Annotated in this window: 12 protein-coding genes and 2 tRNA genes; 4 read left to right on the forward strand and 10 right to left on the reverse strand. The window is 39.0% G+C overall.

Annotated features, from left to right (window positions below; genetic code table 11):
* Positions 1-2 precede the first annotated feature (2 nt).
* From C7S20_RS14730 to flxA, 8 genes are read right to left on the reverse strand one after another with little or no spacing between them, the layout of a single operon-like run.
* Complete coding sequence (locus C7S20_RS14730) at positions 3-260, reverse strand: phosphopantetheine-binding protein (RefSeq protein WP_107013192.1); 258 nt, start codon at positions 258-260, stop codon at positions 3-5.
* Positions 253-855 (reverse strand): 3-oxoacyl-ACP synthase, encoded by a 603-nt coding sequence (locus tag C7S20_RS14735; protein ID WP_193510770.1) that lies wholly within the window; start codon positions 853-855, stop codon positions 253-255. The genes C7S20_RS14730 and C7S20_RS14735 overlap by 8 nt, the downstream gene beginning before the upstream one ends.
* Positions 852-1994 carry a beta-ketoacyl synthase N-terminal-like domain-containing protein gene (locus C7S20_RS14740; RefSeq protein ID WP_107013193.1) on the reverse strand — a complete coding sequence of 381 codons (1143 nt, stop codon included), beginning with the start codon at positions 1992-1994 and terminating at the stop codon, positions 852-854. The genes C7S20_RS14735 and C7S20_RS14740 overlap by 4 nt, the downstream gene beginning before the upstream one ends.
* Complete coding sequence (locus C7S20_RS14745; protein WP_107013194.1) at positions 1995-2402, reverse strand: acyl-CoA thioesterase; 408 nt, start codon at positions 2400-2402, stop codon at positions 1995-1997.
* Positions 2399-2848: a hotdog family protein gene (locus C7S20_RS14750; RefSeq protein WP_107013195.1), complete on the reverse strand. Its 450-nt coding sequence runs from the start codon at positions 2846-2848 to the stop codon at positions 2399-2401. Before C7S20_RS14750 ends, C7S20_RS14745 begins: the two co-directional genes overlap by 4 nt.
* Before the next feature lies 1 nt (position 2849).
* Complete coding sequence (locus C7S20_RS14755; protein WP_107013196.1) at positions 2850-3728, reverse strand: LpxL/LpxP family acyltransferase; 879 nt, start codon at positions 3726-3728, stop codon at positions 2850-2852.
* A 4-nt stretch (positions 3729-3732) separates the two neighbouring features.
* Entirely contained in the window at positions 3733-4461 is a 729-nt protein-coding gene (flxB, locus tag C7S20_RS14760; RefSeq protein ID WP_107013197.1) for a flexirubin biosynthesis SDR family reductase FlxB, read from the reverse strand.
* Between the two features lies 1 nt (position 4462).
* Positions 4463-5995 carry a flexirubin biosynthesis tyrosine ammonia-lyase FlxA gene (flxA, locus tag C7S20_RS14765; protein ID WP_107013198.1) on the reverse strand — a complete coding sequence of 511 codons (1533 nt, stop codon included), beginning with the start codon at positions 5993-5995 and terminating at the stop codon, positions 4463-4465.
* A gap of 319 nt (positions 5996-6314) precedes the next feature.
* On the opposite strand from flxA, the gene C7S20_RS14770 reads away from it, so the two are divergent.
* The 3 genes from C7S20_RS14770 to C7S20_RS14780 all read left to right on the forward strand — a co-directional run bounded on the left by C7S20_RS14770 (position 6315) and on the right by C7S20_RS14780 (position 8266).
* Positions 6315-7571 carry an NAD(P)/FAD-dependent oxidoreductase gene (locus tag C7S20_RS14770; protein ID WP_107013199.1) on the forward strand — a complete coding sequence of 419 codons (1257 nt, stop codon included), beginning with the start codon at positions 6315-6317 and terminating at the stop codon, positions 7569-7571.
* Positions 7572-7714: 143 nt separating this feature from the next.
* Positions 7715-7798 (forward strand) — tRNA-Ser (locus C7S20_RS14775).
* Positions 7799-8191: 393 nt separating this feature from the next.
* Positions 8192-8266, forward strand: a tRNA-Pro gene (locus tag C7S20_RS14780).
* A gap of 154 nt (positions 8267-8420) precedes the next feature.
* Here C7S20_RS14780 and C7S20_RS14785 read toward each other — a convergent pair.
* A complete protein-coding gene (locus C7S20_RS14785) occupies positions 8421-9425 on the reverse strand; it encodes an acyl-CoA dehydrogenase family protein (RefSeq protein ID WP_107013200.1) in 1005 nt (334 codons plus the stop codon).
* A complete protein-coding gene (pnuC, locus tag C7S20_RS14790; RefSeq protein WP_107013201.1) occupies positions 9406-10011 on the reverse strand; it encodes a nicotinamide riboside transporter PnuC in 606 nt (201 codons plus the stop codon). The genes C7S20_RS14785 and pnuC overlap by 20 nt, the downstream gene beginning before the upstream one ends.
* Positions 10012-10439: 428 nt before the next feature.
* Here pnuC and ric point away from each other — a divergent pair, with 428 nt between their 5' ends.
* Positions 10440-11159, forward strand: a complete 720-nt coding sequence (gene ric, locus C7S20_RS14795; protein WP_107013202.1) for an iron-sulfur cluster repair di-iron protein — start codon at positions 10440-10442, stop codon at positions 11157-11159.
* Positions 11160-11181: the final 22 nt, after the last annotated feature.

Here is an 11181-nt window from a genome sequence, read left to right on the forward strand (position 1 = left end):
TTTTATTTTGTGCGATTTTCTTCAATAAAAGCCGCCATGGTATTGATAGAATTGAAAATTTCCTTTCCCTGCTGGGGATCGGTAAGTTTAATTCCGTAGTCTTTTTCAAGAAGCACAATTAGTTCCAGGGCGTCAATACTATCAAGCCCAAGTCCCTCACCAAAGAGCGGTTCGTCGTTCTCAATATCGTTAACCTCCATATCTTCGAGGTTTAGCTGTTCAATAATACTTTTTTTGAGTTCAGTATGTAGGTCACTCATGGGAAGTTGAATATAATTTCTTTAGAGATTCTTCATTAAAATCATACCTGCCAGACTGGGCGATATGGCACAAAAATACATCATATTCGTCATTGTGCAAGTCAATCCAGCCGCAAAGCGCCTCGGGATTATTACTTTCTTCAAAAAGCGCTGAAGTATAGCCGGTTATAAGATTCGCATCGAAGCTTTCCTTTATAAAAAACATATTTTCAGAATTCAAACTGTGGCGGATACTAATTTCTCCAAGAAGTATGTTTGGAAGCGTATATACAAATAATGACGGCGACGGAAAACCATTCATAGAATCATAAAAAGCAAGATCGGTTTGAAGGCTGGAAGCCGAATTGGAGAGCACCAGCGCAGTTTCCTTATCAGGCCGGTGATGCAGGAACAAAACTTCGGTGGCGAGAAATGCCAGTTTTGAAAGGGCATCCATTTTGAAGAATTTGGTATAATTAATTTTCAAATGTCTGTAAAGAGATTTCAGAAAATGGTTCAGATCAATTTCTTCAGTATTTTGAAAAAAACTATCCCCGTTGAGGAAAACCTCCCCATTTTTCAAAGAAATCCAGCTCCTGATGTAATGCTTTTTCATGATCCTGATATTTTCTTAAAAAGCATGGCGATATTACAGCCTCCAAAACCCGAGGCGGTTTTTAGAACAGTCCTGATTTCTATTTTCTTATGTTTCCGGATAATATTCATGGGCTGGGAAACCCCGTGTTGAGAATAATTAAGCGAAGTAAAAAGCTCGTTGTTCAGCAAGGAATATTTCGCGAAAATGCTTTCCAGCAAAGCCGACGATCCCAGGCTATGACCAAAATATGCTTTTAGGCTATTCACAGGGACATTCTGAAGTCCTGCACGTTGAAAGGCGATAGATTCCATCTCATCATTATAGAAAGTTGCGGTACCGTGAGCCGATAAATAATCAATTTGTTTTGCTTTAATTTTATTGCGCTGAAAAAGTCGATCTATACTTAGGTAAAGTCCTTCCCCTGTTCGACTTGGCCCCGAAATATGGTTGGCATCATTAGCAGTACAGGCATCTATATAAGCTACTTTTTCAGTTTCAGCTTCGTCCGGGCCAACGAGTACAGCCACCACTGCTTCTCCCAGGCTTATTCCGGAACGATCATTGGAATATGGCCTACAGGGAAATGAACTAATTGCCTGTAAAGACTGGAATCCTGCTAGCACAAATTCTGAAACAAGGTCCCCTCCCACCACAATTACATTTTTAAATTTGCCTTTTTTCATGAAGGCATCGGCGGCTTTAATTGCAAGTCCTCCCGAAATACAGGCGTTGGAAACAACAATAGCATCCTGTTCAAAATTGAAAAATTTAGTGACCAATTTGGCCAATCCCCATAAAAAAAGACGCTCTTTCGGGAAATTTACTTCGCCTGCCTGGTCAATATTTCCTTTGGTTGTGGAAATTATAAGTCCGAGACCGGTCTGGTCCAGCTCCGGGTGTTGGTCCAGCACTTTTTTTATGGCAATTAGCATCAGCTTTTCCAGCTTCGTGTAAGCTTTAGGATCACCTAAAGAAGTAAAAATATCATCGGTTTTTTCCTCGGAAATGATGCCGGCATAATATCCTTTCGGAAAAAATTTTGAACCCAATTGAAGATCAAGAGCCGATTTTTTCCTGCGAACAGCGGCAAGATTATTTTCTGTCCCGAAACCAAGCGGGGAAATAATATAGTCGCCTCTAAGGTAATTGTAAATCATTTATTCGATTCCCATTTTTTCTTTCCAGGAGCTAAAAAAAGTTGGATTCATAAGTACGAGGCCTTTTTCATCGGTAAATACCTGAACGGTTTCCCCTTTGCAGATAAGCTGGTCCCGGCAAAAAATTTCATATTCAAAAATGATCTTCGCTGCTTTCGAGTTGATAAATTTAGAAACTACTTCGAATTCATCGCCATATTTTAAAGGTAGTTTATGCTCGCAAACCGATTTTACAACGGGGGTTGAAAACCCTTTTTCCTTTACATCAAGGTAAGAAATACCATATTTTTTACCGAAATCCTCCCTTCCCTCCTCAAAGTATTTCAGGTAATTCCCATGCCAAACGATCTGCAGCGGATCGCATTCGTGAAAACGAACGCTGAGTTTTGTGCGGGTAATCAGGCTCATGCAACGCTAACAGTTTTCATTTCGGAAGTAGCGATGACTTCTCCCCTTTCATTTTCGGTACGCGCCGAAACCGAGGTCACATTCATGATCTCATGAAGAATTTCCACATAAGTGGTAAGGGTTTCGCCAATTTCAGGCAGATTATAAATTTCCACGGTTTTAATCACACCGATAAATCCGGTTTCCGGCTTGTCTTTTCCAGCCAGGACACCACGATATCCGCGATGAAGGGACATGCTTTGTGCCATGTGTTCAATAAGTCCGCTTTCAGAAAGCCTGTTCTCATCAAGAAGTACATTTTCCCCGGGGATGGTAAAGCCTGTCTTGCCTTCAAGGGCAGTGTATTCAAAAAGTGTATCCACAAAAACAAAAGGATCTTTTTGCGGAATAAGTTTCCTGACCTCTTCGGGATCGGTTATAGGATGTTGAAGTAAATTTTCTGACATATTAACTAAAATCGTTCCAGTAATCGTAATAATTATACCACTGATGCGGGTATTTTCTCACCATTTTTTCAAGATCTTCAAGATAAGATTTTAAAATTTCCTGTGCACTAAATTTTGAAGGTTTATAGGGTCTGGCATAAAAATGATAGTGAAAATTCTTCTCGCGCATCAAATGAACGAATAAAACCGGGATTTCATTCCTGGCCGCCAGTTTAAACGGACCCTGCGGAAATTTTACCTTTTCGCCCAGGAATTCAGTCTTATAGATTTTGGAATGTTTCAGGTAACGGTCTGCGGCAAAAACAAGTAACTCATTATTTGAAAGTGCTTCTTTCATTAAAAAAATATGGCTCAGGTCTTCCTTAAGAACAATTATTTTTACTTCAGATTTACCGGTTATGGAGTCCAGATAACTCTTTATTTGCCGGTGCTCAAAATCGGTAACTACAAGATTTACCACTGCATTTGAATGTCTTTCAGAAAAAAAATGTTTGGCAAGGTTAAAGTTGCCGATGTGGGCGGTTAGCAAAATCCCTCCTTTCTTTTGTGCCAGCAGCGCTTCTATATTTTCCACCCCGTCAAATTCAAATGTAAATTTATCGCGCAGGCCTGAAGTAATCGCGACCCGGTCTAGCTGAATCCTTCCAAAAGTAAAATAGCTCCAGTAGACATTCAAAATAGAAGATACCAGGCTGTATTTAAGCCTTTTCCTGAAAAGATAGTAAGTGCTTTTGGTAGAATTAAAAGAAAAAATAATAAAATAGGCAGCCACAAACAGCAAAACGAAATAGGCTGCGTACAGGCCCAGTTTTTTGATAATAAAAACGTAGATCTTAAAGCCTAAAAGAGTTCCGCGAGATTTACCTTTCCATCCTGCCATAAATTCAGGAATATAATCCTCCGTTAATATTGATCACTTCACCGGTAATGTAAGACGATTTTTCGGAAGCCAGGAAAGAAACCAGATTCGCCACTTCTTCAGGATTACCAAAACGGTTCATGGGAACCAGTTTTTGAAGTTCTTCCTCATTAAGATTTTCGGTCATATCAGATTTGATAAATCCAGGAGCCACCGCGTTTACGGTAACCTTACGCTTCGCGATTTCCTGCGCCAAAGCCTTGGTTGCGGCAATTACCGCTCCTTTAGCAGCCGAATAATTTACCTGACCGGGATTTCCTTTTAAACCGGAAAGCGAAACCATGTTGATGATCCTTCCGTAACGGCTGCGCAGCATATCTTTCAGAACCGCCTGGGTAACATTATAAAATCCGTCGAGATTTGTTTTTATCACTGAATTCCATGCCTCCTGACTGGTCCAGATAAAAAGTCCGTCTTTGGTAATTCCGGCATTATTTACCAGAACTTCAATTTTTGCCTCCCGATTTTCAGATTTCCAGTTTTCAATGACCTTAGAAACGCCATCAAAATCGCTCACATCAAAAGGAAGCAGGCTGCATTGTACACCAGTTTCTTCAATTATTTTTGCAGTAGCTTCAGCGGCTTCTGAATTAGAATGAAAATTGAGCAGAATATTAAATCCGTCTTTCGCAAGCTGAATGGCAACGGCTTTGCCAATTCCACGAGAACCACCGGTTACCAGCGCATATTTCATATTAGTAGGCATCGTTATTTTTCAAAAAAACTTTCAATTCATCCAATTCCTTATACAATGGCCGGTCTTCTTTAATAGGCTTAATGATCTTTCGGAAATCCTTCATTTTTAAAAGACTTACAGAAGATAATTTTTTGTCGATTTCAAGATATTCCAGTGCCTGAACAATAGTCGCCATCTCAACAGCAAGCACTTCAAAGGCATTTTCAATAACCTTTTTGGTCATTAAGGCAGAATTTGTTCCCATACTCACGATATCCTGGTTATCATTATTATTAGGAATACTATGCACATACATCGAGTTTGAAAGCATCTGGTTTTCAGCAGTGGTCGAAACCGCTGTAAACTGTGCGCCCTGCATTCCAAAATTGAGGCCCAGTTTTGCAAGGTTCACGAAGGGAGGCAGGATATTGTTTAATCGGGAATTCAGAAGATAGTTTAACTGTCTTTCAGCAAGCATGGAAGTTTTGGTCATTACCAGCCTTAGTTTATCCATTTCGAGAGAAACATAATCGCCGTGGAAGTTTCCGCCGTGATATACATGTTCGGAATCTACGTCGATAATAGGATTGTCGTTGGCTGAATTAACCTCTTCAATTAAAATCTTAAAAGAATTCTGAAGGCTGTCATAAACCGGTCCTAAAATTTGAGGCACACAGCGCAGGCTGTAATATTCCTGTACTTTTTCCTCGAAATAGAAATTTTTATCGGCGTCTTCATTATACAAATGTTCATTCCGATCACGGGTCAGACCGGAATCAGAAAGATGATTTCTCATCATTTCGGCAATTATTTGCTGGCCTGAATGCAGTTTTGCTGAATTTAACTCTTCTGAGAGATGATCGTCATAAGCCTGAACGATCTCATTGATCACAGAAGATGCAAAAACGCTCCAGTTTAGCAGGCGTTGAGCATGAATAAGATTTACGATCCCGATTCCCGTCATCGCAGAAGTTCCATTAATGAGCGCAAGGCCTTCACGAATCTTCACCTCGATTGGAGAGATATTCAATTTTTCAAAAACATCTTTAGTAGAGACTCTTTTTCCCTCAAAAAAAACCTCGCCTTCACCTATCAATACAAGGGCAAGCTGTGCCAGCTGCACCAGATCCCCCGATGCCCCTACTCCGCCATGCTCAAAGATCACAGGGGTAATATTTTGATTTAATAAGGCTACCATAGTTTTAGCTACGGAAGTATGGATACCCGATTTCCCGAGACACAGGGTGTTTAACCTTGCTAGCATCAACGCCTTAACAGAGATTTCATCTAAAACCCCTCCGGCTCCCGTGGCATGACTCCTAATTAAATTATACTGAAGCTGAATTCGGTCTTTATCTTCAATTTTATACTGAGCCATGGGCCCAAAACCGGTATTCACGCCGTATATGATCTTATTTTGAGAAAAATCTTTTAAGAAATCAAAACTTTTTTCCAGCTTTGAAATAGTTGAATTATCAATTTCAACAGGTTCATTTTCAAAAAGAACCCTGTAAAAATCTTCAGCAGTAAGTGCTTTTTTGAAGTTGAGCATAAGCCTTCTTTGGAGCAGAGCTATTTATTTTAAGGTAAATGTTAACGTTCTCACAAATGTAAAATTTTTAAAAGGAAATCATTCATTATTCAGAGCTACTTAAACTAAAAATGAATTTATTTCAATTTCAGTGAAAAAGTGTCTCATGGCTAAGCCGGGTTTTTTCTCCTTTTTATAAGAAAAAGTCAGGTTTTTCAAAGATCGTTCAAATAGTTTCCTATCAATTTCTCTGGGGTGCATCACCAGCCTTTTTTAGATTTATAAAACCCGGTGAAAATTTCAATTCTGAAGATAAATTTTTCTGTATGTTTGTTTAAGGATGAAGCAGCAAATTACAGATATTCTTATTATTGGCGCCGGCCCGGGAGGTATGGTGGCAGCAGGTTATCTTCATGACAAAGAAATTTCAGTTAAAGTAATTGAAAAACAGAGTTTTCCAAGGTTTGCCATTGGCGAAAGCCTTATTCCGCGATGTATGGACAATTTCGAGGAAGCCGGACTTCTTTCCGCAATTGATAAAAAAGGATACCAGAAAAAGTTTGGTGCACGATTTATCAGAGGAAATGAAACAGCGGAGTTTAATTTCAGCAAAAAATATGGTGATGGCTGGGACTGGACCTGGCAGGTTCCCCGAGCCGATTTTGACAAAACTCTTGCTGATGAAATTCAGAAAAAAGGCATCGATATTTCTTTTGAGACCGAAGTTATTTCCGTGGAAAAGGAAAATGATGACCTCTGGAAAGTTATCACCAAAAATAAGGAAGGGATTTCCAACAAAATCCACTCCAGATTTATCATTGATGCCAGTGGTAACGGAAGGGTTTTGGCAAAACAATTCAGATTGGAAGCGCCTCCGGAAATATATGACCATTCCTCTATATTTACACATATTAAGGAAACAGGTCGCCCAAAAGGAAAGGAGGGTCAACTCATAACTTTTGAGGTGTTAGATACCGAAACCTGGTTCTGGTATATTCCATTTTCAGATGGCATGAGCAGTATCGGTTTTGTAGCTCCAAACAAATGGTTTGAGAACTTCGAAGGACCTGAGGAAGTGCAGTTTAAAAAAATGTTGGAAAAAACTGATTATTACAAAGGTCGATTTGATGATCATCAACCAATTTTCAAACCGGTTAAACTTCAGAATATATCAAGAAATGTGTCCTCAATCTATGGAAAAGCATTTGCGCTTACGGGGAATGCCGCTGAATTTCTTGATCCTATTTTTTCTTCCGGCGTTGCCTTTGCCACAGAAAGCAGCCTACTCGCTGCAAAACTTGCTTTAAGAGAGCTTAATGGAGAAAGTATTAACTGGGAAGAACAATACAAAAATTATATACAAAAAGGAGTGAATGTATTTTCGGTTTACGTTAAAGAATGGTATACCGGCAGGTTGCAACGCATCTTTTTCTATGACCATCCAAACGAATCTATAAAAGAGCAAATTTGTTCTGTACTGGCAGGCTATGTTTGGGATACCACCAATCCTTTTGTGAGGAATGCCGAGAAAATGTTGTGGAATCTGGACTATTTTATCGATTTTGAAAAAAATAAAAAGAACAATGTTTCTTCTTAAATTTCTGAAGTAAAGAATTTTATCTTTTAGCTTTCCAAAATTGAAAAATATAATCGCGGAAAAAAGAATAAAAGGTTTGGAAGGTTTGGATGTAAAAGTTACATTTGCATCCGCAAAAAACATTGCGACGTTCATTGAACATTGGAGAGGTGGCAGAGTGGTAATGCAGCAGCCTGCTAAGCTGTCATCCTTTATTGGATGCCCGGGTTCGAATCCCGGTCTCTCCGCTGAGATTTTTAGTCTGCGGATTTTTATTCTCTTTTTCTTTTGAAAAAACCGGGATAAACTTCCTCCGCTTCCCGGCTGCTTTTTAGGTGATTTGGAACGGAAAGGACTAAAAATATTGAATAATAGCTTCAGCTATTTCGGGGTGTAGCCCTTCGACAAAACTCTTACAGAGATTTTGCTCAGGATAAACTCCGCCCGGTTCCCGGTCTACTTTTATTAAGCATTTGGAACCTGAAATTTTGAATTTTGAATAAAATAGCATCAGCTATTTATTCGGGGTGTAGTCTCTCGACAAGCTCGAGATGAACTCCGCCCGGTTCCCGTGCTACTTAATTAGTTGTCTGGAACCTGAAATTTTGAATATTGAATAAAAATTGCGACAGCAATTTTCTCGGGGTGTAGCGTAGCCCGGTTATCGCGCCTGCTTTGGGAGCAGGAGGCCGCAGGTTCGAATCCTGCCACCCCGACGAAAGTAAGCCTTGCACAAAAGTGTGAGGCTTTTTTGTATTCGAAATTTAAAGAAATTAGCCGCTGTCCCCCGAAGCTTCGGGGCTGCCACCCCGACCAAATCCAAGCTCTGAACGAAAGTGGGAGACTTTTATTTATTTCAAGATATTCAGTTTACCTATTTACAAAATTATGATGCTGAGTGGCGGTAAAATAGTCCCTGAAAACCTGGTTTAATTCCTGATTCTCACTACAGGCTCTCATTCCCAGGGCCGGGTAAATTTTAATAATTGCTTCAGAAAGATTTCTAACAGAATTTGAGGCTGATTTATGGATTTCCTCAATTTTATTACCTCCTATAGGCTTCTTTTTTGATATAACAGCTTCAAGTTCCTCTGCATAGTTAAACAACATCTTATCCGCAATTTTCAGTTCATGCATTAACATATCCAGGTAGTTACATTTTGTCAGATTTTTAGCCTCTTTATGAAAATGATGGGCCATACCGATATAATTAACCCATAAAGTAAGATCAGCAAACACTCTAAAAGGTAGTTGGAAAATTGCTTGAGGCTGATGGAATCGGTCATACTCAAAGCTATACTCCTCTCCCACCAGTACATCATGTACTTTAAAAGAGTTTGTAAGCGTTGCCTTAAGTCCCATTGCCCGCCAGTCTGATATGATCGTTATCTTATCTTTTGGCAGAATAAAAGAAAGAAACTTCTCTGATCCATCTTCATTTTTCAAAGGAACGCCATTTTCGATGATACTGGCATTCAGCGTGAAATGGCTTAAATAATGTGAGCCGGTAGCATAGTTCCAATCCCCGGAAATCCGGTATTTTTCGCCAACCTTTTCGGCAGTCCCTTTTATAGCTCCACTGCCTCCAAGACAGGTAGCTTTTGGGTTGTTAAAGATTTTCTTTATGGTTCCCTCCTTCAGATTACCCACAAAATAATTGGCTCCGCTGCATAAAGTGATCGTCCAGCCAAGACTTCCGTCAATTTTAGAAACTTCGCGGAGCATCTGAAGTCCTTCACTGAGGTTCATCTCCAGGCCGCCGTAGGTTTTAGGCACCCAGATATTCCATAGATTCTCAGATTGGATCCAGTTTAAAATATCAGCGGTAAATTCCTCAATTCCGAAACATTTTTCTCTAAGCTTCTGCGTATTCATTATTTTCCTGATTTTTTAACAACCTTCTCCATTTCAAATAACCTGATATACCTACAAAAAACAGAAAGACCGTTAAACCTGCGTAGATATAGAGTTCTTTATAAATTAATAAAGGGATTGAAATGATATTGCTGATATTTAAATAAATCCAGTTCTCCATTTTTCGTCTTGCCATAAGCCACATTCCGGCCCAGGCAAAAGCACTCACTATGGCATCCCAGTATGGAACATCTGAATTTGTATGGGCATTTAACCAGTAACTCATAAATATAAAGCAACCGGTGACAATTAAAACCGCAATAAGATGTTCTCTTTTATGGGAATAAGAGATAGGTGTATGTTTCTTTTCCTTTCCAAATTTCCAGTAAAACCATCCGTAGATGCTCATTGCGAGATAATACAGATTTAACAAAATATCTGCATAAAGCCGCGATTGATAGAGCACCCATAAACTAATAAGAATGGAAATTATTCCGAATAAGTAATTATGAATGTTATTTTGGCGCGCCAACAGAACCTGAATAACGCCGAAAATGGTTCCTATGGCCTGAAGCCAGGTTAAATGCATAAAAAAATCCTCGTACATTGTTTAAATTTTAATCAATGAAATGAGGGGATGAACCAAATTGAAGAAAACTTCAATAATAAATCCCTACGCCAGTATTATCCGGATCAGGTGTGAAGCATAGCTTCCGGGTATCATCTCAGCCTGCGTAAAGCAAGCACCCCATTGTAGTTTCAAAAGTACAAATATCTTCTTAAAATTCAGGAATATTCATGTTTAGGATAAACTATACTTTTATTTCTGGTTTCCCATACATAATCCACAAATTCATTTTTTTCAAAAAGGGTAATTTGTTATCCTTTCCTGGCTCGGTGACGTTTTATTATTCCAAGCAAAACCCATAAAATTTACAATTTCGGACATTTTTATCCTTTTTTATGATAAAGGTCATATTATCTCTGAATTCCTTTTTTGAATTTTGGAAAATTAAAATTTAAAAAACCTTAATCATGGAAATTTCAAGAGAGAAAACTGTTGCCAGTTATGTGACCCAGAACATTAAAACCGCTCATGTTTTTAAAAAATACGGTATAGATTTTTGCTGCGGGGGTGGAATAACCTTGTCAAGAGCATGCGAAAAAGCCGGCGTTGACCCCGAGTTATTGGAAAAAGATCTTTTAGCTACAGAAGAAAATGCGTCAAGAAATATAAATTTCAACAGCTGGGAATTAGATTTTCTTAGTGACCATATTATTAATTTCCACCATGCCTATGTGGAAGAAAGCATTCCGCTTTTGTTCCAATATGCCGCAAAAGTAGCCAAAGTACATGGAGGACATAACGAAGAGCTTATCGAGATACAAAATTTATTTTCTCAGGTAGCTACCGAATTAAGTGCTCATATGAAAAAAGAAGAACTGGTACTTTTTCCTTTCATTAAAAAACTTGTAAAGGCTGAACGCGAAAATACTCCGGCTCCGGTTGCGCCTTTTGGCTCAGTTGATAATCCTATCAAAATGATGGAAGCTGAACATGAAGAAGCCGGGGAAATAATGAAAAGAATTGCCATTTTGAGCAATAATTATACTCCTCCAGAACATGCCTGCAATACCTATCGCGCTTTCTACGCGAAGCTGGATGAATTCGAACAGGATCTGCATCAGCATATACACCTGGAAAATAACATCCTCTTCCCAAAAGCCCTGAAAATAGAACAAAAGTTGAAATAACAAGGAGTTTGTATATTTAATG

Source organism: Christiangramia fulva (genome assembly GCF_003024155.1).
In the GTDB taxonomy this organism is placed as follows: Bacteria; Bacteroidota; Bacteroidia; order Flavobacteriales; family Flavobacteriaceae; genus Christiangramia; species Christiangramia fulva.

Bases quoted from the DNA above. Each gene is read 5' to 3' on its own strand.
- C7S20_RS14730 (WP_107013192.1), bottom strand. From the start codon at position 260: ATGAGTGACCTACATACTGAACTCAAAAAAAGTATTATTGAACAGCTA.
- C7S20_RS14735 (WP_193510770.1), bottom strand. From the start codon at position 855: ATGAAAAAGCATTACATCAGGAGCTGGATTTCTTTGAAAAATGGGGAG.
- C7S20_RS14740 (WP_107013193.1), bottom strand. From the start codon at position 1,994: ATGATTTACAATTACCTTAGAGGCGACTATATTATTTCCCCGCTTGGT.
- C7S20_RS14745 (WP_107013194.1), bottom strand. From the start codon at position 2,402: ATGAGCCTGATTACCCGCACAAAACTCAGCGTTCGTTTTCACGAATGC.
- C7S20_RS14750 (WP_107013195.1), bottom strand. From the start codon at position 2,848: ATGTCAGAAAATTTACTTCAACATCCTATAACCGATCCCGAAGAGGTC.
- C7S20_RS14755 (WP_107013196.1), bottom strand. From the start codon at position 3,728: ATGGCAGGATGGAAAGGTAAATCTCGCGGAACTCTTTTAGGCTTTAAG.
- flxB (WP_107013197.1), bottom strand. From the start codon at position 4,461: ATGAAATATGCGCTGGTAACCGGTGGTTCTCGTGGAATTGGCAAAGCC.
- flxA (WP_107013198.1), bottom strand. From the start codon at position 5,995: ATGCTCAACTTCAAAAAAGCACTTACTGCTGAAGATTTTTACAGGGTT.
- C7S20_RS14770 (WP_107013199.1), top strand. From the start codon at position 6,315: ATGAAGCAGCAAATTACAGATATTCTTATTATTGGCGCCGGCCCGGGA.
- C7S20_RS14785 (WP_107013200.1), bottom strand. From the start codon at position 9,425: ATGAATACGCAGAAGCTTAGAGAAAAATGTTTCGGAATTGAGGAATTT.
- pnuC (WP_107013201.1), bottom strand. From the start codon at position 10,011: ATGTACGAGGATTTTTTTATGCATTTAACCTGGCTTCAGGCCATAGGA.
- ric (WP_107013202.1), top strand. From the start codon at position 10,440: ATGGAAATTTCAAGAGAGAAAACTGTTGCCAGTTATGTGACCCAGAAC.